The organism is Xanthomonas prunicola, assembly GCF_002846205.1.
Lineage (GTDB): Bacteria > Pseudomonadota > Gammaproteobacteria > Xanthomonadales > Xanthomonadaceae > Xanthomonas > Xanthomonas prunicola.
This window is the reverse complement of sequence record NZ_PHKV01000005.1, coordinates 384,068-404,322: the sequence shown is the minus strand read 5'-3', so window position 1 is coordinate 404,322 and position 20,255 is coordinate 384,068. Positions and strand designations below refer to the sequence as shown.

Annotated in this window: 19 protein-coding genes and 1 pseudogene; 18 read left to right on the top strand and 2 right to left on the bottom strand. The window is 64.6% G+C overall.

The window, feature by feature from the left end; all coding sequences use genetic code 11:
* The 6 genes and pseudogenes from XpruCFBP8353_RS23740 to XpruCFBP8353_RS16885 all read left to right on the top strand — a co-directional run.
* Positions 1 to 856, top strand: an 856-nt coding sequence (locus XpruCFBP8353_RS23740; protein ID WP_207759654.1) for a hypothetical protein, incomplete at its 5' end; no start/stop codon positions are given.
* Positions 853 to 1,413 (top strand): DUF1851 domain-containing protein, encoded by a 561-nt coding sequence (locus XpruCFBP8353_RS23260; protein ID WP_133125662.1) that lies wholly within the window; start codon positions 853 to 855, stop codon positions 1,411 to 1,413. The genes XpruCFBP8353_RS23740 and XpruCFBP8353_RS23260, both read left to right, overlap by 4 nt.
* Before the next feature lie 257 nt (positions 1,414 to 1,670).
* Positions 1,671 to 1,952: pseudogene (locus XpruCFBP8353_RS24655) on the top strand (hypothetical protein); the annotation flags it as partial.
* Between the two features lie 269 nt (positions 1,953 to 2,221).
* On the top strand, positions 2,222 to 2,722 hold the full coding sequence (locus XpruCFBP8353_RS16895) for a TspO/MBR family protein (RefSeq protein ID WP_101364225.1): 501 nt from the start codon (positions 2,222 to 2,224) through the stop codon (positions 2,720 to 2,722).
* Positions 2,723 to 3,309: 587 nt separating this feature from the next.
* On the top strand, positions 3,310 to 5,817 hold the full coding sequence (gene thrA, locus XpruCFBP8353_RS16890) for a bifunctional aspartate kinase/homoserine dehydrogenase I (protein WP_101364224.1): 2,508 nt from the start codon (positions 3,310 to 3,312) through the stop codon (positions 5,815 to 5,817).
* Between the two features lie 26 nt (positions 5,818 to 5,843).
* Positions 5,844 to 6,827, top strand: coding sequence for a homoserine kinase (locus XpruCFBP8353_RS16885; protein ID WP_101364249.1), 984 nt, complete (start codon positions 5,844 to 5,846; stop codon positions 6,825 to 6,827).
* A gap of 74 nt (positions 6,828 to 6,901) precedes the next feature.
* Here XpruCFBP8353_RS16885 and XpruCFBP8353_RS16880 read toward each other — a convergent pair whose 3' ends face one another.
* Positions 6,902 to 7,216: an EthD family reductase gene (locus tag XpruCFBP8353_RS16880; RefSeq protein ID WP_101364248.1), complete on the bottom strand. Its 315-nt coding sequence runs from the start codon at positions 7,214 to 7,216 to the stop codon at positions 6,902 to 6,904.
* Positions 7,217 to 7,371: 155 nt separating this feature from the next.
* Between XpruCFBP8353_RS16880 and thrC the strand changes: the two genes are divergently transcribed.
* Both thrC and XpruCFBP8353_RS16870 read left to right on the top strand, forming a co-directional pair.
* Positions 7,372 to 8,682: a threonine synthase gene (gene thrC, locus XpruCFBP8353_RS16875; protein WP_207759655.1), complete on the top strand. Its 1,311-nt coding sequence runs from the start codon at positions 7,372 to 7,374 to the stop codon at positions 8,680 to 8,682.
* A gap of 102 nt (positions 8,683 to 8,784) precedes the next feature.
* Positions 8,785 to 9,525 carry a murein L,D-transpeptidase catalytic domain family protein gene (locus tag XpruCFBP8353_RS16870; protein ID WP_101364223.1) on the top strand — a complete coding sequence of 247 codons (741 nt, stop codon included), beginning with the start codon at positions 8,785 to 8,787 and terminating at the stop codon, positions 9,523 to 9,525.
* Between the two features lie 387 nt (positions 9,526 to 9,912).
* Here the strand turns inward: XpruCFBP8353_RS16870 and XpruCFBP8353_RS16865 are convergent, their stop codons facing one another.
* A complete protein-coding gene (locus XpruCFBP8353_RS16865; RefSeq protein WP_207759656.1) occupies positions 9,913 to 10,578 on the bottom strand; it encodes a Crp/Fnr family transcriptional regulator in 666 nt (221 codons plus the stop codon).
* A gap of 202 nt (positions 10,579 to 10,780) precedes the next feature.
* Here XpruCFBP8353_RS16865 and hisS point away from each other — a divergent pair, with 202 nt between their 5' ends.
* The 10 genes from hisS to hisIE all read left to right on the top strand — a co-directional run bounded on the left by hisS (position 10,781) and on the right by hisIE (position 20,127).
* Positions 10,781 to 12,190: a histidine--tRNA ligase gene (gene hisS / locus XpruCFBP8353_RS16860; RefSeq protein WP_101364221.1), complete on the top strand. Its 1,410-nt coding sequence runs from the start codon at positions 10,781 to 10,783 to the stop codon at positions 12,188 to 12,190.
* 472 nt (positions 12,191 to 12,662) lie between these two features.
* The gene (locus tag XpruCFBP8353_RS16855) at positions 12,663 to 12,989 is read left to right on the top strand and encodes a YerC/YecD family TrpR-related protein (RefSeq protein ID WP_101364220.1); all 327 of its coding nucleotides are present in this window, start codon (positions 12,663 to 12,665) and stop codon (positions 12,987 to 12,989) included.
* Positions 12,990 to 12,998: 9 nt separating this feature from the next.
* Positions 12,999 to 13,913 carry an ATP phosphoribosyltransferase gene (gene hisG, locus XpruCFBP8353_RS16850; protein WP_064508804.1) on the top strand — a complete coding sequence of 305 codons (915 nt, stop codon included), beginning with the start codon at positions 12,999 to 13,001 and terminating at the stop codon, positions 13,911 to 13,913.
* Positions 13,910 to 15,205, top strand: coding sequence for a histidinol dehydrogenase (gene hisD, locus XpruCFBP8353_RS16845; RefSeq protein ID WP_101364219.1), 1,296 nt, complete (start codon positions 13,910 to 13,912; stop codon positions 15,203 to 15,205). Before hisG ends, hisD begins: the two co-directional genes overlap by 4 nt.
* Positions 15,202 to 16,293, top strand: a complete 1,092-nt coding sequence (gene hisC, locus XpruCFBP8353_RS16840) for a histidinol-phosphate transaminase (protein ID WP_101364218.1) — start codon at positions 15,202 to 15,204, stop codon at positions 16,291 to 16,293. The genes hisD and hisC overlap by 4 nt, the downstream gene beginning before the upstream one ends.
* A complete protein-coding gene (hisB, locus tag XpruCFBP8353_RS16835) occupies positions 16,290 to 17,417 on the top strand; it encodes a bifunctional histidinol-phosphatase/imidazoleglycerol-phosphate dehydratase HisB (protein ID WP_101364217.1) in 1,128 nt (375 codons plus the stop codon). The genes hisC and hisB overlap by 4 nt, the downstream gene beginning before the upstream one ends.
* Positions 17,414 to 18,016 carry an imidazole glycerol phosphate synthase subunit HisH gene (gene hisH, locus XpruCFBP8353_RS16830; RefSeq protein ID WP_101364216.1) on the top strand — a complete coding sequence of 201 codons (603 nt, stop codon included), beginning with the start codon at positions 17,414 to 17,416 and terminating at the stop codon, positions 18,014 to 18,016. Before hisB ends, hisH begins: the two co-directional genes overlap by 4 nt.
* A complete protein-coding gene (gene hisA, locus XpruCFBP8353_RS16825; protein WP_101364215.1) occupies positions 18,013 to 18,747 on the top strand; it encodes a 1-(5-phosphoribosyl)-5-[(5-phosphoribosylamino)methylideneamino]imidazole-4-carboxamide isomerase in 735 nt (244 codons plus the stop codon). The genes hisH and hisA overlap by 4 nt, the downstream gene beginning before the upstream one ends.
* A complete protein-coding gene (gene hisF / locus XpruCFBP8353_RS16820; RefSeq protein ID WP_101364214.1) occupies positions 18,741 to 19,517 on the top strand; it encodes an imidazole glycerol phosphate synthase subunit HisF in 777 nt (258 codons plus the stop codon). Before hisA ends, hisF begins: the two co-directional genes overlap by 7 nt.
* A complete protein-coding gene (gene hisIE, locus XpruCFBP8353_RS16815) occupies positions 19,507 to 20,127 on the top strand; it encodes a bifunctional phosphoribosyl-AMP cyclohydrolase/phosphoribosyl-ATP diphosphatase HisIE (protein ID WP_101364213.1) in 621 nt (206 codons plus the stop codon). The genes hisF and hisIE overlap by 11 nt, the downstream gene beginning before the upstream one ends.
* Positions 20,128 to 20,255: the final 128 nt, after the last annotated feature.

Below are 20,255 nucleotides of genomic sequence, written 5' to 3'. Positions count from 1 at the left end.
CAGTGAGGGAGCTGACAATTCACAGGGAATCGCGGGCTCGCAGCAATCGCAAGATGAAAATTTCAGACTGAAGGGGGCAACGGTTGTTTCCAATCTCGCCATCGCAGGTGGGAAGAAGGTAGAGCAGTTCAAGAACTGGCTGGGCGAGGACAATGCAGAGACTGCCGCGCTGGTCTTGATGGCGGCGGCAGGTGGCCCGGTGAAGACGTTGGGCAGTACACTGTGGGCGGCAACGCCGATGGCGGGGTATTTGCAGGAAAAGAAAGAGCAGTATCTGGTCAATCCGTTGACGCCGTTGATCGGCGCCAATGCATTTGGTGCTGCGACCGATCGTGATCAGCAAGCGGTGCAGCCTGCGAGCCATGCGACTAGCTCGATGCTTGTTGATACATTGCTGTCGTCGCTTGGTGTAATGGGTACCAAAGCCGGTGCGATCGGCATTATTAAAGGTAGCGATGGATTTTCAGCTGCGGTAAAGAGTGCCGAAAACGTCTTGGAAGAGGGGGCTTCTGATCTAAAAAGGACGCTCATTATTCCTAAGGAGAAAGCTGAATTTCTAGACAGTTACAAAGCGCAAGCCGATGCTGGTACCCTTGTAAGAACAAACCCTGCGGATGTGAGAAAAGGAAATTTCAGAAAAGCTTTGACAGATGAAGTTGGCCCTCCGCCCGGACCGGGTTATCATGCGGATCACACTGTTGAGCTATGTGTCGGTGGTGCTAACTGCGTTAAAGCCAATGGTAATTGGTTGGAAGCCGGTAGGAATACTTCCGCAGGTTCAAAAATTGGCAGGCAAGTTAAAAATGATCCTATTGGAACAAAATACAACGATGTTAAGCTGGAGGATGATCGTTGAATAATCGCAAAATAGATGAATATTTTGATCGTATGCCCGGAAGGGGTGTCGGCTTTTGCTTCAATGGATTGTTAAGAAATTTCTGCACGGAAGATAAAATTTGGACTTCGGCTTGGTCTTCTTTTAGTGGTTTGAATTTTGATTGGACGGAAGCAATTGCTTATGACATATTTGGGGTTGTCTACACGCTTGATGATTTAAATAAAGTATATATTTTTAGTTTGGATTCTGGAGATAAGTCTTCTTTGGAAGTTAATCTCGATGAATTTTTTGAAGCCATTAAATGTGATTCAGTATCAACAATTAGGAGTGACGTGTATGAAGGCGCTGTGTCGAGATTAGGTAGGATAAATAACTATGAGAATTATGCATTGAAAGTAGAGGAGGCTCTGGGCGGGAAATTTTGTGTCGATAATATGTACATATGTGAAAGGGTGAAGCACGCCTCAATTTTGGGTGGTATAGCTCGTCAAATTCGAAATTTGCCTGTGGGAACGCGGCTTAGTTTGGAGCATCAGGACGATGAGCATCGGAGCATCAGGGACAGAGGTAATTAAGCGGCGGCCCCGACCGCCTGCATGACCTGCAGCAAGGCGCAGCATTAGCGGCAGCGCGCTCAACGGCGTGGGCGCATAGGGCGGCTTGAGCGGCCGCACCCGACAGACCGCAGCAAATGTCTGCAGCCAGGCCGCGATTGTCCGAGCAACTCCAGCGCCGACTGCATCCGCGTTGCGACAGGCACCAGCGGCAGAGAGCATCAGGGACGGAGGTAATTAAGCGGCGGCCCTGACCGCCAGCATGACCTACAGCAAGCCGCAGCATCAGCGGCAGCGCACTCAACGGCATCGGCGCACAGGGCGGCCTGAGCGGCCGTATCCGCCAGACCGCAGCAACGGTCGGCAGCCAGGCCGTGGCCGGCCGGGCCGCTGGCAGCGCCGGCAGCATCCGCGTTGCGACAGGCACCACCAGCAGCACCGGCACGCAAATCGGTGCCACGCTGGCCACCTCGGGCGGCATCGTCGCCATGTCGGTCGCACCGGTGATGTCCCGGAATAACGGGGTCAGGTTAACTTGTCAGTCGACGGTGTTCGGTTCGCGTGGCCGATGAGCAGGCATGACGCCCGCAAAAAGGGGGGCGAAGTGCCTGCGCTGGCTAGGTTAGCTAAGCATCTGGCCAAGTGACGACATCCCCCGATTTTGAGTAACGCATATGTCTGGAGTCCAATTCCCTATCCCGAGGAGATTGGACATGACGGCACGAATCCGTACGGTGTTAGCTGAGCGCGGACTCGCTTAAGTGCGTAGTCACGGCTTGCACAGAAGCTCTGCCACGCTGACGAACGCGGATCACAGGCCAAAGCAGTCATGACCCAAGGACGTTCAAAAAAGTCGCAATGGTTCGGCCTTCTGGGTTGGTTGGTGCTTTGCTATGCCGTCGCTGGGCTGGGCGCAATGGCATCGATCCAGGCGGCCAGCTTTTATGCGCTGCTGCAGCGGCCGGCGTGGGCGCCGCCGGGGTGGTTGTTCGGACCGGTGTGGACTGTGTTGTACGGGATGATGGCGGTGTCGGTCTGGTTGGTGTGGCGTCGCGGCGGCTGGACGGGGACGCGTCCGGCGCTGGGCCTGTTCGTGCTGCAGCTGATGCTCAATGGTGTGTGGAGCTGGCTGTTCTTCGCGTGGCAGTTGGGGGCATGGGCATTCGCGGACATCGTGGCGCTGTGGCTGGTGCTGGCTGGAACGATTGCCGTATTCGCGAAGCGGCAGGCGCTGGCGGCGTGGCTCTTGGTGCCGTATCTGGCGTGGGTGAGCTTCGCGGCGGCGCTCAACTTTTCGGTCTGGCAACTCAATCCCCAGGTACTCGGCTGATCTCCGCTGCTGATCTTGGTGGCCCGTACTCACCGGCGCGGCAGTAGCGACGATCTGTTGCTTGGTGCGAAGTCTGTTGCTTGATGCGAACTGATGCCGGCAGCGAAGCGACGCCTCGCCCGCAAGCGATCTAGTCAGTTGTATCGCGTCATCTGAGCGCATGACACTACCAATCGAGGTTCGAAACCTGCGCAGGACGACTCTCCAAAGTCGCTCCAAAAGTTTCCATAGCAATCAATTGCTTGCGCGCGCGATGCTTAAATCCCTGAGCAGCAAGGTTTTCTGTTCCGCGCCCCGAGCGCGTGCGCCTGCCCATTCACGCAATGCTTGACAGGCCTCGGCCCTGTGATGTCTTTTGCATGCATGGATAACGCCTCCGCCAGTGTTTCGCTTCTCTGCCAGCCGCACCTGCGGCCGGGTGCGGGCGTGGCCGGCATTATCACCACCATTACCACCGTCACCATTCGCCCGGTGCGGCCCGTCGTCTTCGCGTAACTTCCGAAAACAACGGCCCCGCACCCGGATCAGGATGCGGGGGCTTTCCTCCCTCATCTGATGCGGACGGGGCCTCCCAACGAGGTCTGTCGATGTCATCGCTCGCCGTTTCGCCCAAACCCGCCGCTGTTGCCGCCTCTTCCGCACGCACGGTCGTGCACAAATTCGGCGGCACTTCGGTGGCCGATGCAGAGCGTTATCGGCATGTGGCGCAGCTGCTGCTGGCACGCGACGAGACGGTGCAGGTCACCGTGGTCTCGGCGATGAAAGGTGTCACCGATGCCTTGATCGAGCTGGCCGAACTGGCCGCACAGGATCGGCCAGAGTGGCGCGAGCGCTGGCATGAAACGCGCGCGCGCCATCGCGGTGCGGCCGTGGCCTTGCTCGGCGAACATTCGGGGCCAACGGTGGAATGGCTGGACGCACGCTTCGAGCATCTGGCGCAGATCCTGGGTGCTTTGGCGGTGATCGGCGAGCTGCCGCGCGAGGTGCTCGACCGTGTGCAGGGCCTGGGCGAGGTGTATTCGGCGCAACTGCTTGGCGATCACTTCCGCGCCATCGGCGAAGACTGCGCGGTGTTGGATGCGCGCGATGTGCTGGTGGTCAATCGCGGCGAACTCGGTGTGGATGTGGACTGGGACGCCAGCGCGCAGCGCCTTGCAACCTGGCGCCAGGCGCATCCGCAGACGCGTGTGGTGGTCACCGGTTTCGTGGCGCGCGACCGTGCCGACCGCATCACCACGCTGGGGCGCAACGGCAGCGATTATTCCGGCGCGATCTTCGCGGCCTTGTTCGATGCCGATGAGCTGCACATCTGGACCGATGTCGACGGCGTGCTGTCGGCCGACCCGCGTGTGGTGCCCGAGGCGGTGCAGCTGGAAACCTTGAGCTACGACGAGGCCTGCGAGCTGGCGTACTTCGGTGCCAAGGTGGTGCATCCGCAGACGATGTCGCCGGCGATCGAGCGCGGCTTGCCGATCATCATCCGCAACACCTTCCAGCCCGAGCACCCGGGCACGCGTATCACCGCCAGCAGTGCAGTGAGCGGGCCGATCAAGGGGCTGACGCTGAGCCCCGGCCTGGCCGTGCTGAACCTGGAAGGCACCGGATTGATCGGCGTGCCCGGCACCGCCGAGCGTGTGTTTGCGGCGTTGCGCACGGCGCAGGTATCGGTGGTGATGATCTCGCAGGGCTCGTCGGAGCATTCGATCTGCTGCGTGGTCAAACAGCACGAGTCCGAGCGCGCACGCAACGCCTTGCTGCAGGCGTTTGCGCATGAGCTCACGGTTGGCCAGGTGCAGCGCGTGCAGCTGACCACCGGCATCAGCGTGTTGGCGGCGGTCGGCGATGGCATGGCCGGCCAGCCGGGTGTGGCAGCGCGGCTGTTCGAGTCCCTGGGGCGTGCGCAGGTCAATATCCTGGCGATTGCGCAGGGTTCTTCCGAACGCAACATCTCGGTGGCGATTGATGCAGCGCATGCGACCAAGGCCTTGCGCGCGGCGCACGCCGGCTTCTGGCTCTCGCCGCAGACGTTCTCGGTGGGCGTGATCGGCCCGGGGAACGTGGGCGCGGCCTTGCTGGATCAGTTGCGCATCGCGCAACCGCAGTTGCTGGGCAAGGCCAATCTGGATCTGCGGCTGCGGGCGGTGGTGTCACGCGGGCGCATGTTGCTGGATGAGCGCGGCCTGGTCGGCGATTGGCGGCAGGCGTTCGCCGCCGCAACGGAAGCCACGGATCTGGAGCGCTTCACCGAGCATCTGCTGTCGGCGCATCTGCCGCATGCGGTGATCATCGACTGCAGCGGCAGTGCCGAGGTCGCCGAGCGCTATGCGAGCTGGCTGGCGGCCGGCATCCATGTGGTGACGCCGAACAAACAGGCGGGTTCCGGCCCGCTGGCCCGTTATGAGGCCATCCGCGCAGCAGCCGACGCCAGCGGTGCGCGCTTCCGTTACGAAGCCACCGTGGGCGCTGGCTTGCCGGTCATCACCACGCTGCGCGATCTGGTCGATACCGGCGATACGGTCACCTCGATCGAAGGCATCTTCTCCGGCACGCTGGCCTGGCTGTTCAACAAATACGACGGCAGCGTGCCGTTCGCCGAGCTGGTGACGCAGGCGCGTGGCATGGGCTATACCGAGCCGGACCCGCGCGATGATCTGTCGGGTGTGGATGTGGCGCGCAAGCTGGTGATCCTGGCGCGCGAAGCCGGGCGCGCCATCAGCCTGGAAGACGTGCAGGTCGAAAGCCTGGTGCCTGAAGCATTGCGCCAAGCCAGCGTGGACGATTTCATGGCGCGCCTGCCGGAGGTGGATGCGGCGTTCGCGCAGCGTCTTGCCGAAGCGCATGCGCGCGGCAACGTGCTGCGTTACGTGGCGCAGCTGCCGCCGGACCGCGCGCCCAGCGTGGGCCTGGTCGAGCTGCCGGCCGATCATGCATTCGCCAATCTGCGTTTGACCGACAACGTGGTGCAGTTCACCACGCGTCGCTACTGCGAGAACCCGTTGGTGGTGCAGGGCCCGGGCGCGGGGCCGGAAGTGACCGCGGCAGGCGTCTTCGCCGATCTGCTGCGCGTGGCGGCAGGCGAGGGCGCGCGGCTGTGACGCAGGCTGTCGTCAGCCCGGCCGGCGTGAGCCAAGCAACTGCGGCTCAGGCGTGCGGCAGCGATCGCGCTTCTCTCGGCAAACACGGCCTGCACGAAGCGCGCGCCTTCGCGCCGGCATCGGTTGCGAATGTCGCGGTGGGATTCGATCTGCTCGGCTACCCGATTGATGGCGTCGGCGACACCGTCATCGTGCGTCGCATCGAAGAGCCGCTGGTACGCATCGCTGCGATTCGCGGTACGACCGTCGCGCTGCCACTGGCTGCCGAACGCAATACCGCAGGCGCGGCGTTGATGTCGCTGCGTGCTGCCTTGCAGCTGCCTTACGGTTTTGAAATCGAGATCGACAAAGGCATTGCGCTTAGCTCGGGCATGGGTGGGTCTGCTGCGTCGTGCGTGGCGGCATTGGTTGCAGCCAATGCGCTGCTGGCGTCGCCGCTGGACCACCACCAGCTCTACCAACACGCGCTCGATGGCGAAGCGGTAGCCAGTGGCAGCCGACATGGCGACAACCTGGGGCCACTGTTCTTGGGCGGCCTGGTGCTGTGCACGCTGGAGCGTCTGGTGCCAATCGCAGTGCCGGCAGCGTGGCATAGCCTGCTGGTGCATCCGGATGCAGTGCTGGAAACGCGACGCGCGCGTGAGGCTCTGGCTGGCAATTATCAGTTGCGCGAATTCGTCGCGCAGAGCACCAATCTTGCGTTGGTGTTGGCAGGTTGCCACGCCGACGATGCAGGCCTGGTACGTGCAGGCCTGCGCGATGTGCTGGTCGAACCGCGTCGCGCACCATTGATCGCTGGCTTCGCCGAGGCCAAACAGGCAGCGCTGGACCACGACGCCCTCGGTGCCAGCATTTCCGGCGCCGGGCCCAGCGTGTTTGCCTGGTTCGAATCGCGTGCCGCGGCAGACGCTGCGGCACCGGCAGTGCAAGCAGGGTTTGCTGCAGCAGGATTCGATAGCCAGGCATGGGTGTCGCCCATCGCAAGTCCTGCGGCGCGGTTGCTCGGATGAATCAGCACGCACGCAATGGCAATACGGCGCAGGCAGCGAGCAGCAGGTCTGGCCTGCAGCGCGCCACACGCCATTCAGTCGACCACGACCTCGCTGATCTGCATCACCGGGGTCAGGTCGGTGTAGTTGGCGATGTCGCCCAGAATTTCCGCTGCGTGCGGGCCGAAGCTGGCGTTGAAGGTCTCGACCGACTCGCAAAAGATATGGCACATGCCGATAAAGGCCGGGGGGCTACCGGCATCGCCGCCGCTGATGCCTTTGTCCACGGTGTACTTCAAACAGGCCGCGCCCATGCGCGCGCTCACCAGCGGCATGTGCGTGTCGCGGTAGTAGGTGTGGTCGAAACGGGCACCGTCGCGGTAGGGGTACATCACGCTGACCTTGATCATCTGCCGACTCCACGGAAAGGTGCGCGCAGCATAGCGCCGCGCCATCGACCGTGGGCAACCATTCGCCGGACCGCCGCCGCGTCGCCAGACCCGGCCACACCGCACGCCGCACACCTTGTCGTGGGCAACGCCCAGCCTTCGCTTTATCTGGAGTCATGCTGATGTTTATTTCCACCCGTGGCGCTGCGCCCGCCGCAAGCCTGAGCCAAGCCATTGCCGCCGGGCTGGCGCCCGACGGCGGCCTGTACGTGCCGCAGACCCTGCCGCCCGCACGTACGCTGGTTGCGGGCGCCGGCCTGGCCGCCACCGCCACCGCGCTGTTGCAGCCGTTCTTCGAGGGCGATGCGCTGGCGGCCGAGCTGCCGGCGATCTGTGCTGAAGCCTTCGACTTCCCGGCGCCGTTGGTGGCGTTGGGCACGCCCGGCGATTACGCGCTGGAGCTGTTTCATGGGCCCACCGCCGCGTTCAAGGATTTCGGCGCGCGCTTTCTGGCCGCCTGCCTGACCCGGTTGCGTCGTGCCGAAGACCGCCCACTCACCATCCTGGTCGCCACCTCCGGCGACACCGGTGCAGCCGTGGCCGCCGCATTTCATCGCCAGCCCGGTTTGCGCGTGGTGGTGCTGTATCCGGACGGCCGCGTGTCGCCGCGGCAGGCGCATCAGTTGGGGTGTTTCGGCGACAACATCCAGGCGTTGCGTGTGGCCGGCTCGTTCGACGACTGCCAGGCGATGGTCAAGCAGGCTTTGAACGATGCCGCGTTGCAGACGCAGGTGCCGCTCAGCTCGGCCAATAGCATCAGCCTGGGCCGGCTGCTGCCACAGATGAGTTATTACGCGCATGCTGCGCTGCAGCACCATGCGGCCTCGGGCGACGTGCTCAATCTGGTGGTGCCGACCGGCAACCTGGGCAACGGGCTGGCGGCGATCATCGCGCGCGCGCTCGGGGTACCGCTGGGCCGCATCGCGCTGGCATCCAACGCCAACCATGTCTTGCCAGACTATTTCGCTGGCGACGCGTACGCGCCGCAGCCCAGCGTGGCCACGCTGGCCAATGCGATGGACGTGGGGGCGCCGAGCAATTTCGAGCGCTTGCGTTGGCTCTACAACGGCGACGATGCCGCCTTGCGTGAGGAATTCCGAGCGTTGTCGGTGGACGATGCGGCAATTCGCCACACCGTGCAGCAGCGCTTCGCGCGTTACGGCGAGGTGCATTGCCCGCATACCGCCACTGCGGTACATGTGCTCGAGCAACTGCGCGCCGAAGGCGCGGAGGGCGGCACCGGCGATTGGGCGGTGGCGGCGACGGCGCATCCGGCCAAATTCGAAGCCGTGGTGGAGCCGTTGATCGGCCGGACGGTGGAGGTTCCGCCGGCGCTGGCAGCGCTGCTGCAGCGTCCGGCACATGCCGAAGCACTGGCGCCGGACTACGCAGCCTTTCGGCAGCGTCTGCTTGCGGATGCGGCCTGACCCAACGCGTTCAGGCACTCGGGGTTGGAAAGTGGCCCGCATGGGGCTATTTCTAGGTAGGTGCGGCCCCGCTGTGGCGCCGCGTCTGCTGTGGGTTGTTGCATGTCTTATCGAATGATCGCCGCCGCCGCGTTATGCGGATGGGCAGCGGCTGGTGCGGCCAGTGCGGCCGATGCCTCGTCCGGGTCTGCGGCCTCGCCGCTGGGTGCGCCGCGTGTGGGTCTGGTCGATGCCCTGGCGCGTCAGGCGCCGTCGCTCGATCGCCAGGTCCTGGCGCTGGCCACCGAAGCGTTGCAGTGCGCGCGCCAGCGCCAGCAGGTGGGTGCCGAGCGGGTGCTTAGCGTCATCGACTACAGCCGCCCTTCCACCGAGCGCCGCCTATGGGTATTCGATCTCGACAAGCAGCGTCTGTTGTTTCGGGAATGGGTCGCGCACGGGCGCAATACCGGCGAGAACCTGGCGGCGAAGTTTTCCAATAACGATGGCAGCTTCCAGTCCAGCCTGGGCGCATTCACCGCGCAGGAGTCCTACACCGGCCAAAACGGCTACTCATTACGGCTCAAGGGCCTCGAGCCGGGCTTCAACGATCACGCACGCGACCGCGCCATCGTCATCCACGGCGCGCCCTATGTGAGCGAAGCCATCATCCGCACTCAGGGCCGGCTTGGCCGTAGTCTGGGCTGCCCAGCCGTCCGGCCGGCGGTGGCCAAGCAGTTGATCGACACACTGCGCGACGGTGCGTTTGTGTTCGCCTATTACCCGGATCGTGCCTGGCTGCGGCAATCGCGGCTGCTGAGCAGCGGCTGCGGTGGGGCGGTTGCGCGTGCGGTGGCTGGGCGCTGAGTGATTGCGGGCAAGGTGCCTGGCGTAGGAGTGCGATCAGCCTGCGGCACAGCGTTGCCTTCGACGTGATCGGAAGTCGCTGCGCGAATACCGGCAAGCAGACTGCATGCATACCTTTGGAGCGGCTACCAAAACGACGTCGTCGTCAGGCGGGCGTGGCTGGTGTTCAGTGCGGAGTGTGCCACTGGTCCACTGCAGTTCTTCGCGCCATCTCTGCCCAGCTGACGACTGCCCGCCAGGTTGTGTGAGCTGTTTTCGTGAGCGGTGCCGAGCGACACCGACACCGATGGGTGCGTAGTCATGCGTGATAGTGCCTGGTTGATTCCGTACCGACTGCTTGGGCAATGCACCGACGCATCAACCCACCCGACCAATCACCCGCCAACCTCACACCGTATCGCCGGCCAGGCTGCGCAACGCCGCGTCATCCAGGATCTGTACCAGGTGCAGTTGCGGCAGCGCGATCAGCTGCTGTTGCCGGAGTTTGGTGAAGGTGCGGCTCACCGTTTCCACGGTCAGCCCCAGATGGTCGGCGATGTCGCTGCGGCTCATCGGCAGCGCCACAGTGTCGCCGCCGGCGCCGGGCTGGGTGGAGCGGGCAGCCAGTCGCAGCAGGAAATGCGCCAGCCGTTCGCTGGGTTGCAGGCGTGCCAGCAGCAGACCGGTGTCCTGCGCCGCGGCCAGTTCCATGCTGGCGCGCTGCAGCAGCTTGCGTTCCAGCTGCGGATAGCGCTCGCGGAGATGGCGCATCTGCGCCATCGGCGTGCGACACACGCGGCTGTCGACGATGGCTTCGATATCGTGGCGGTGTTGCGCGGTTTCGGTGAGTCCGACGTAGTCGCCGGGCAGGACGAAGCCGGTGATCTGGCGGCGCCCGTCGGCCAGTGTGCGCACCATGCGCAACGCGCCGGAGGTCACCGTATAGACGTTGTGCCGGGTCTCGCCCGAACGCACCAGGGTGCTGCCAGGCGTGTAGGTCGCAGTGTGGGTCACCTGATCCAGCGCATCCATTTCCTGCGCCGACAGTGCCGCGCAGATGGCCCGGCCGCGCACCGCGCAGAGCGCGCAATCGGAGCTGGACGTGTCGCTGGCGGATGCCGAGCCGGGCGCCGGGCAGGTCACGCTGGGGTCGGAAAGCTGCCGGTACATGGGCCACGCACTGCTGGGACGCATTGAATGATACGCCATGCGGTCAGCGCGCCTGGCAGCCGGTAGAATTGTGCGTTCGCCACATTGTCCTGCAGGAGTTTCGCTCGTGATCAAGCCCCGTACGCCGCCCGGCATCATGGAATTGCTGCCGCGCGAGCAGATCGCGTTCCAGCGCATGCTGGACGTCATCCGCCGCAATTACGAGCGGTTCGGGTTCCTGCCGGTCGAGACCCCGGTGTTCGAGCTGTCCGACGTGCTGCTTACCAAGTCCGGCGGCGAGACCGAGCGCCAGGTGTACTTCGTGCAGTCCACCGGCGCGCTGGCCAATGCCGCTGCGGCGGCCGACGAGGGTGCCGAGAGCAGTGGCCTGCCGGAGCTGGCGCTGCGCTTTGATCTCACCGTGCCGCTAGCCCGCTATGTGGCCGAGCACGAACACGATCTCAGCTTTCCGTTCCGTCGTTATCAGATGCAGCGCGTGTATCGCGGCGAGCGCGCGCAGCGCGGACGTTTCCGCGAGTTCTACCAGTGCGATATCGATGTGATCGGCAAGGATGCGCTGAGCATCCGTTACGACGCCGAAGTGCTGGCGGTGATTCATGCGGTGTTCGCCGAGTTGGGTATCGGCGATTTCAAGGTGCAGTTGAACAACCGCAAACTGCTGCGCGGCTTTTTCGAAAGTCTGGGCGTGGCCGAAGGCGAGTTGCAGCTGGCCGTGTTGCGCGAGGTCGACAAGATCGACAAGCGTGGTGCCGATTACGTGCGCGACACGCTGGTGGGCGAGGGCTTCGGTATCGCCGCCGAGCAGGTCGGCAAGATCCTGGACTTCGTGGCGGTGCGCTCCAACGGGCATGCCGATGCGCTGGCACAGTTGCAGGCGCTGGAAGCCTCGGCAGGCGCGAGCGCGACGCTGGGCGAGGGCATTGCCGAATTGCGCGAGGTGCTGGAACTGGTCAGGGCATTGGGCGTGCCGGAGACGGCGTACTGCCTGAACTTCTCGATCGCGCGCGGGCTGGATTACTACACCGGCACCGTCTACGAAACCACGCTGACCGATCACCCGCAGATCGGCTCGATCTGCTCGGGCGGCCGCTACGAGAGCCTGGCCAGCCACTACACCAAGTCCAGGCTGCCGGGCGTGGGCATCTCGATCGGCCTGACCCGCCTGTTCTGGCAGCTGCGCGAGGCCGGCCTGATCCAGGGCATCGCCGAAAGCAGCGTGCAGGCCATGGTGGCGCTGATGGATGAAACCCGCCTTGACGACGCGCTGGATATCGCGCGCCGCCTGCGTATCGGCGGCATCAACACCGAAGTGCAGATGGAGCCGAAGAAGATCGGCAAGCAGTTCCAGTACGCCGCCCGCGCGGGCATCCGCTTCGTGGTGCTGGCCGGCGACGACGAGCTGGCGCGCGGCGTGGTGGCGGTCAAGGATCTCGTGCGTGAGCAGCAGTTCGATGTGGCGCGCGAGGAGTTGGCGAGCACCTTGCTGGTAGAGCTGGAGCAGGCCAAGGTGATGTGAGCGGCGTTGCCGCCCCTCATCCGCCCTGGCGGGCCCCTTCTCCCGCCGGGCGGGAGAAGGGGGAGGGCTGGCTTGGACGAGCTGCGCCCATTAGCCGCTGAGTGGGAAGTCAGTGATGTGGCGCGCGAGGAGTTGGCGAGCACCTTGCTGGTAGAGCTGGAGCAGGCCAAGGTGATGTGAGCGGCGTTGCCGCCCCTCATCCGCCCTGGCGGGCACCTTCTCCCGCCGGGCGGGAGAAGGGGGGAGGGCTGGCTTGGACGAGCTGCGCCATTAGACGCTGAGTGGGAAGTCAGTTGAGAGTCCAAACTCGAGCAGTCATGTCCTTCTCCCGTTGACGGGAGAAGGTGGCGCGCAGCGCCGGATGAGGGGCGTTCCGCCGCCTCAGCCCCGATAAGCACTCAGACACCGCATCCAGCCGGTGACAATCCAGGTCGTTTGCGTTAATGTACTAACACGCTATTACATTAACGCAATGAAACAACGACCCGCCCCCCGCGAAACCACTGATGTCACCGCCTCCCTCAAGATGCTGGCCGATGCCCTGGCGTGCCTCAAAGAACCTGCCGCGGTGGAGGCCTTTCTGCGCGACCTGTGCACGCCTGCCGAGCTGGAAGCCATGGCCGACCGCTGGCGGGTGGTGCCGTTGCTGATCAAGGGCGTGCCGTACCGCGAAATCCATGAGCTGACCCAGGTCAGCGTGACCACCATCGGGCGCGTTGCGCGCACCCTGGACCACGGCGCCGGCGGCTATGCCGCGGCCCTGCGCGAGCAAGCCGCGCGCCCTGTCGAATCCCACTGAGAGAACAAGATGAGTGCTTCCACGGCAGCGCCGGCACGTGACCGGTTGCGTATTGCCATCCAGAAAAACGGCCGCCTGGCCGAGCCGGCGCGCAGCCTGCTGGCCGCCTGCGGGCTGAGCTGGCGGCAGAGCCGCGACAAATTGTTCTGCTATGGCGAATCGCTGCCGGTGGACCTGCTGCTGGTGCGCGACGACGACATCCCGGGCCTGATCGCCGATGGCGTCTGCGACCTGGGCATCGTGGGGCAGAACGAGCTGGACGAGCAGGCATCGGCGCGTCGCCGCGCGGGCTTGCCGGCCGCGTACCACGCGGTGCGCGGGGTCGGTTTCGGCCAGTGCCGGTTGATGCTCGCGGTGCCGGAAGAGTGGGACTGGCAGGGCGTGGCGCAACTGGCCGGCAAGCGCATCGCCACCAGCTATCCGGCGATCCTGGCCGACTGGCTGGAGCGGCAGGGCATCGACGCGGCGGTGGTGGAGCTGTCCGGCTCGGTGGAGATCGCCCCGCGCCTGGGCACCGCCGATCTGATCTGCGATCTGGTGTCCAGCGGCGCCACCCTGGCCGCCAACCAGCTCAAGCCGGTCGAGCTGGTGATGGAGAGCGAAGCGGTGCTGGCCGGTGCGGTGCGCGAGCCGGCCGACGCACGCGCCGCGCTGCTGGCGATGCTGCTGCGGCGCATGGACGGCGTGCTCAAGCTGCGCGACAGCAAGCTGCTGATGTTCCGCGCTGAACACGGCAACGTGGATGCGCTGCGTCGTCTGCTGCCCGATGCAGAGCCGCTGGTGCAGCTGCCCGACGATGGCAACGGCGCGCTGCGGTTGCAGACCATGTGCCATGGCGCGGTGACCTGGCAACGCTTGGAAGAACTCGAACGCGCAGGTGCGCAAGGCTTGATGGTGTTGACGGTGGAGCGCTCGCTGGCATGAACATTCTCGATTGGTCCCAACTCGACAGCACCGCACGGACCGCCACGTTGACCCGCCCGGTGCAGACCGTGGCCACGCAAACGCGCGATGCGGTCGCCGCATTGATTGCCGACGTACGCACGCGCGGCGATGCGGCGTTGCGCGAGATCACCGCGCGCTTCGATGGCGTGTCGCTGGAGCGCTTCGCAGTCAGCGAGGCCGAACTCGCCGCCGCTGAAGCGGCTGTGGCGCCGGAATTGCGCCAGGCCATGCAGGATGCGGTGGCACGCATCGACACCTTCCACCGCGCCGGTATGAGCGAGGGGTATGCGGTGGAGACCGCGCCGGGCGTGGTGTGCGAAAAGATCGTGCGGCCGATTGGCCGTGTGGGTTTATACGTGCCCGCCGGCAGTGCGCCGCTGCCGTCGACTGCATTGATGCTCGGTGTGCCGGCGCGTCTTGCCGGATGCCGCGAGGTGGTGTTGTGCACGCCGCCACGCAAGGACGGCAGCGTGGATCCGGCGGTGCTGGTCGCCGCGCAGCTGACCGGCGTGCGCCGCGTGTTCAAGCTCGGCGGTGCGCAGGCGATTGCGGCAATGGCGTATGGCACCGAGTCGGTGCCCAGCTGCGACAAGTTGTTCGGCCCGGGCAACAGTTATGTCACCGAAGCCAAGCAGCAGGTGGCGCAATCCGGTGCGGCGGCGATCGACATGCCGGCCGGCCCTTCCGAGGTGTTGGTGATCGCCGATGCTGGTGCGCAAGCGGCGTTCGTCGCTGCAGACTTGTTGTCGCAGGCCGAACACGGCCCGGATTCGCAGGTGCTGCTGCTGTCCGACAGCGACGTGTTGATCGATGCGGTGCAGGCGCAGCTGGAGGTGCAACTGGCGCAACTCTCGCGTGCCGACATCGCTCGGCAAGCGCTGGCGCAATCGCGCTTGATCAAGGTGCAGACGCTGGATGAGGCATTTTCGATCAGCAACCGTTACGCGCCGGAGCATCTGATTCTTGCGCTGCGCGAACCGCGCGCGTGGCTGGCACAGGTCGAAGCAGCAGGCTCGGTGTTTCTTGGCGATTACACGCCTGAAGCGCTGGGCGATTACTGCAGCGGCACCAATCACGTGCTGCCGACCAGCGGTGCGGCGCGTGCATACAGCGGCGTCAGCGTGGCCAGCTTTCAGAACATGGTTAGCGTGCAGGCGGCCAGCAAGGCCGGCATCGACGGCATCGGCGAGTGCGCGTTGATACTCGCGCGCGCAGAAGGATTGGATGCGCACGCCAATGCAGTGGCACTGCGGATGGGAGTGGCGGCATGAGCGCGTCATCGGTCCTGGATCTGGTGCGCGAAGATCTGCGGGCATTCGCGGGGTATTCGTCGGCGCGTACCAGCACATTGCAGGGCGATGTGTGGCTGAACGCCAACGAGTCGGCGTGGGGCAATCCGGCCGACCCCGGCGCGAGCACACGGCGCTATCCCGACCCACAACCCAAGGGTCTGCGCAGCGCGCTTGCGGCGCTGTACGGCTGCGCGCCGGAGCAGCTGTTGATCGGCCGCGGCAGCGACGAGGCGATCGACTTGCTGGTGCGCGGCCTGTGCGTGCCCGAGCGCGATGCGGTAGTGGTCACGCCGCCGGTATTCGGCATGTATGCCGTGTGCGCACGGCTGCAGAACGCGCCGTTGGTGGAAGTGCCGCTGGTCGATGGGCCAGATGGGTTTCACGCGGATATCCCGGCAATTGTGGCGGCGGCGCTGACCTCGAATGCCAAGTTGGTGTTCCTTTGCTCGCCCTCCAATCCTGCCGGTTCGGCGATCGCATTGGACCAGATCGAACACACCTTGCAGGCATTGCAGGGCAGGGCGCTGGTGGTGGTGGACGAAGCGTATGGCGAATTTTCCGATGTGCCCTCGGCCGTCGGTTTGCTCGCGCGTTACGACAATCTCGCGGTGCTGCGCACGCTCTCCAAGGCGCATGCATTGGCGGCCGCGCGCATCGGCACCTTGATCGCCAACGCCGAGTTGATCGCCTTGCTGCGTCGCTGCCAGGCACCGTATCCGGTGCCGACGCCGTGCGCGGCGATGGCCGAACAGGCCTTGTCTGCGCCAGCGCTGGAGGTCACCCACCGCCGTATCGCTGAGGTGCGTAGCGAGCGCGAGCGCGTGCACAAGGCGCTTGTGCAGCTGGCCGGTGTGCGTCAGGTCTATCCCTCGCAAGGCAACTTCCTGTTGGTGCGTTTCGACGATGCCGAAGCCGCATTCCAGGCGCTGCTGGAGGCCGGTGTGGTGGTGCGCGATCAACGCGCAGTCCCGCGCTTGTCCGATGCACTGCGCATCACCCTGGGGACGCACGAACAGAACGAGCGCGTGTTGAACGCGCTGCAACGCACGCAGGAGGCCGCCGCATGACCCCGATTCTTTTTGTCGACCGCGACGGCACGCTGATTACTGAGCCGGCGGATTACCAGATCGACACGTACGAAAAACTGCGCTTGGTCGATAACGTCATTCCGGCGATGCTCAAGCTGCGCGATGCCGGCTACCAGTTCGTCATCGTCAGCAATCAGGATGGGTTGGGCAGCGAGAGCTATCCGCGTGCCTCCTTTGACGGCCCGAACAACCTGATGCTGCAGATCTTCGCCAGCCAGGGCATCGCATTCCGCGAAGTGCTGATCGATTGCAGCTGGCCGGCAGACAATGCGCCCACGCGCAAGCCAGGCGTCGGTCTGATGGTGCCGTATCTGCAGGACCGCACCATCGACTGGGCGCGCTCGGCCATGGTGGGCGACCGCATGACCGATATCCAGTTCGCGCAGAACCTCAATATCCGCGGGTTTCAGCTGCGCACCGACGAGTTCGGCGGCGAGTGGGACTGGCCCGGCATCGCGCACGAGCTGGCCGATGCGCCGCGCCGCGCGGTGGTTCAGCGCAACACCAAGGAAACCAAGATCCGCATCGAACTGGATCTGGATCGCGTCGCCGAGCCGAAGACTGCCACCGGCCTGCCGTTCTTCGACCACATGCTGGAACAGATCGGCAAGCATGGCGGCTTTGCGCTGGACATCCGCGCCGAAGGCGACTTGCATATCGATGAGCACCACACGATCGAAGACACCGGCCTTGCGCTGGGTCAGGCGTTGCGCGAGGCGTTGGGCGACAAGCGCGGTATCGGCCGGTACGGGTTCGATCCGGAAACCAGCCCATGGCGCGTCGCTGGCGACACGGCGCAGCATGGTTTTACATTGCCGATGGACGAAACCATCGCCAGCGCCGCGCTGGATTTCAGTGGCCGGCCGTATTTCGTCTTCGACGGCGAGTTCAAGCGCGAACGCGTCGGCGATATGCCCACCGAACTGGTGCCACATTTCTTCCGCTCCATCTGCGATGCATCCGGCTTGAACCTGCATCTGACTGTGCGCGGCGAGAACGATCACCACAAGGTGGAAGCCTGCTTCAAGGCGTTGGCGCGTGCACTGCGTCAGGCGATTCGCCGTGAGGGCACCGCATTGCCCACCACCAAGGGCGCGCTATGACCGATGTTGCGCTGATCGATGCCGGTGGCGCCAATCTGGGCTCGGTGCGCTATGCATTGGAGCGACTGGGCGTTGAGGCACGCGTGGTGCGCGATGCGGCCGGCTTGCAGGGCGCGCAGCGGGTGATACTGCCTGGTGTTGGCGCTGCGCCAGAAGCGATGTCGCGGTTGCGCGCGCAGGGCTTGGTCGAACCGCTGCGCGAGCTGCAGGTGCCGTTGATCGGTATCTGCCTGGGCATGCAGCTGTTGTTCGAACATTCCGAAGAAGGCGATGTCGAGTGCCTGGGTCTGCTGCCGGGCATTGTCCGCCACATGACGCCTGCGCTTGGTATTCGTGTGCCGCATATGGGCTGGAATCAGCTGGTGCCGATGCGCGAATCCGCGTTGCTAGCCGGCTTGCCGGAGCGCGCCAGTGCGTATTTCGTGCATGGTTACGCGGCGCCGGTAACGGCCGACACCGTGGCTGCGTGCGATCACGGCGGCCTGTTTACTGCCATCGTGCAGAACGGCCTGCGCTGCGGCGCGCAGTGCCACCCAGAGCGCTCCGCCGACACCGGTGCACGCATCCTGCGCAATTTTCTTGAGATGAGCTTCCCATGAGTTTCACGGTCTACCCGGCGCTGGATATCCGTAACGGCCGCGTGGTGCGCTTGCTGCAAGGCGATTACGCGCGCGAGACGCAGTATGGCGACGATGTACTGCCGCGTGCGCAGGCATTTGCGCAGGCCGGTGCGCAGTGGATGCATCTGGTCGATCTGGATGCAGCAAAGGCGGGCGGCTACACACTGGCCACCACGCTTGGCGAGATCGCGCGCAGCACCGGCTTGCAGGTGCAGACCGGTGGTGGCGTGCGTTCGCGCGACGATGTAGCGCGTATCCTGGATGCAGGCGCCGCACGCGTGGTGATCGGCTCGTTGGCGGTACGCGATAGCGAGATGGTGATCGCGTGGCTGCAGGAATTCGGGGCCGATCGCCTGACCATTGCGCTAGACACGCGCCAGGACGCCAATGGCATCTGGCAGTTGCCGGTGCACGGCTGGACCGAAACCGCAGACGCCACATTGGATCAGTTGGCCGTGCGTTACGCGCAAGCCGGGCTGCAGCATCTGCTGTGCACCGACATTGCCCGCGACGGCATGTTGTCCGGACCCAACATGGCGCTGTACGCGCACTTGCGTTCGCTGACGCCGCAGCTGCAGGTACAGGTCTCCGGCGGCGCGCGCAATCTGGCTGATGTCGTCGCCGCCAAGGCTGCAGGCTGCGCCGGCATCGTGCTCGGCAAAGCCTTGCTCGAAGGGCATCTGAATCTCAACGAGGCACTGGCATGCTGAGCCGTCGCATCATTCCGTGCCTGGACGTGCGCGATGGGCGCGTGGTCAAGGGCGTCAAGTTCCGCGACCACATCGACATGGGCGACATCGTCGAACTGGCATTGCGCTACCGCGCGCAGGGCGCCGACGAGCTGGTGTTCTACGACATCGGCGCCAGTCCGGAGGGGCGCTCGGTCGACTACACCTGGGTCGAGCGCGTGGCGCGGTTGATCGATATTCCGTTCTGTGTGGCCGGTGGTATTGGCGATGTGGAAACGGCGCGTGCGGTGCTATACGCCGGCGCCGACAAGATTTCGATCAACTCGCCTGCACTCGGCCGCCCACAGCTGATCTCCGAACTGGCCGACGCGTTCGGGGTGCAGTGCGTGGTGGTCGGCATTGATTCGATTCGTGAAGACGATGGGCAGTGGCGCGTGCGCCGCTACACCGGCGACCCCAGCAAGACCCAGGCGCTGCCGATGCGCACGCTGGATTGGGTGGCTGAAGCGCAGCGGCTGGGTGCGGGCGAAATCGTGCTCAATTGCATGGACAACGATGGCGTGCGCCACGGTTACGATATCGCCCAGTTGCGGCAGGTGCGCGCGTTATGCCGCGTGCCGTTGATCGCCTCCGGTGGTGCGGGCGACATGCAGCACTTTGCCGATGTGTTCGATCAGGCCGATGTGGACGGCGCACTGGCGGCCAGCGTATTTCACAGCGGTGCGATTCCGATCCCGGAACTCAAGCAATTCTTGCGCGCGCAACAGATCGAGGTACGCGATGGGCAGTAACGAAGTGGTAGCGGGCGACGGACTCGCAGCGCTGGATTGGAGCAAGGGCGACGGCCTGTTGCCGGTGATCGTGCAGGACGCCGACAACCTGCGCGTGCTGATGCTGGGCTACATGAATGCCGAAGCGTTGGCCGTCACCCAACAGCGCGGTGACGTCACCTTCTTCAGCCGCAGCAAGCAGCGCCTGTGGACCAAGGGCGAGAGTTCGGGGAATGTGTTGCGCCTGGTGTCGATCGAGACCGACTGCGATGCCGATACGCTGCTGGTGCAGGCACGCCCCCATGGCCCCACCTGTCATTTGGGCCGCACCAGCTGTTTCCCCAGTGCGCCTGGGCAGTTCTTGGGCAGCCTGGATGCGTTGGTGGCCGAGCGTGAGCGCGAACGCCCGCATGGTAGCTACACCACCAAATTGTTTGAGCAAGGCATCCGCCGCATTGCGCAGAAGGTGGGCGAGGAGGGCGTGGAAACCGCGCTGGCCGGCGTGGTGCAGGGCGATGCGGAATTGCTCGGCGAATCGGCCGATCTGCTGTATCACCTGATCGTGCTGCTGCGCGCACGTGGGTTGGGTCTTGGCGATGCGGTGGCGTTGCTGGAATCGCGGCACAAGTGAGCTGATCTGGCAGGCGTGCGTCTCTGCCAGACATGCGTCCTTGTAGGAGTGGCCCTGGCTGCAATGAAACGTCACTGATGGCGCCTTTGCGGGTAGGGCCGTTGCTGTGATGGTCAGTCGCTGCGATA

Bases quoted from the DNA above. Each gene is read 5' to 3' on its own strand.
- XpruCFBP8353_RS16895 (WP_101364225.1), top strand. From the start codon at position 2,222: ATGACCCAAGGACGTTCAAAAAAGTCGCAATGGTTCGGCCTTCTGGGT.
- thrA (WP_101364224.1), top strand. From the start codon at position 3,310: ATGTCATCGCTCGCCGTTTCGCCCAAACCCGCCGCTGTTGCCGCCTCT.
- XpruCFBP8353_RS16880 (WP_101364248.1), bottom strand. From the start codon at position 7,216: ATGATCAAGGTCAGCGTGATGTACCCCTACCGCGACGGTGCCCGTTTC.
- thrC (WP_207759655.1), top strand. From the start codon at position 7,372: ATGCTGATGTTTATTTCCACCCGTGGCGCTGCGCCCGCCGCAAGCCTG.
- XpruCFBP8353_RS16870 (WP_101364223.1), top strand. From the start codon at position 8,785: ATGTCTTATCGAATGATCGCCGCCGCCGCGTTATGCGGATGGGCAGCG.
- XpruCFBP8353_RS16855 (WP_101364220.1), top strand. From the start codon at position 12,663: ATGAAACAACGACCCGCCCCCCGCGAAACCACTGATGTCACCGCCTCC.
- hisG (WP_064508804.1), top strand. From the start codon at position 12,999: ATGAGTGCTTCCACGGCAGCGCCGGCACGTGACCGGTTGCGTATTGCC.
- hisD (WP_101364219.1), top strand. From the start codon at position 13,910: ATGAACATTCTCGATTGGTCCCAACTCGACAGCACCGCACGGACCGCC.
- hisC (WP_101364218.1), top strand. From the start codon at position 15,202: ATGAGCGCGTCATCGGTCCTGGATCTGGTGCGCGAAGATCTGCGGGCA.
- hisB (WP_101364217.1), top strand. From the start codon at position 16,290: ATGACCCCGATTCTTTTTGTCGACCGCGACGGCACGCTGATTACTGAG.
- hisH (WP_101364216.1), top strand. From the start codon at position 17,414: ATGACCGATGTTGCGCTGATCGATGCCGGTGGCGCCAATCTGGGCTCG.
- hisA (WP_101364215.1), top strand. From the start codon at position 18,013: ATGAGTTTCACGGTCTACCCGGCGCTGGATATCCGTAACGGCCGCGTG.
- hisF (WP_101364214.1), top strand. From the start codon at position 18,741: ATGCTGAGCCGTCGCATCATTCCGTGCCTGGACGTGCGCGATGGGCGC.
- hisIE (WP_101364213.1), top strand. From the start codon at position 19,507: ATGGGCAGTAACGAAGTGGTAGCGGGCGACGGACTCGCAGCGCTGGAT.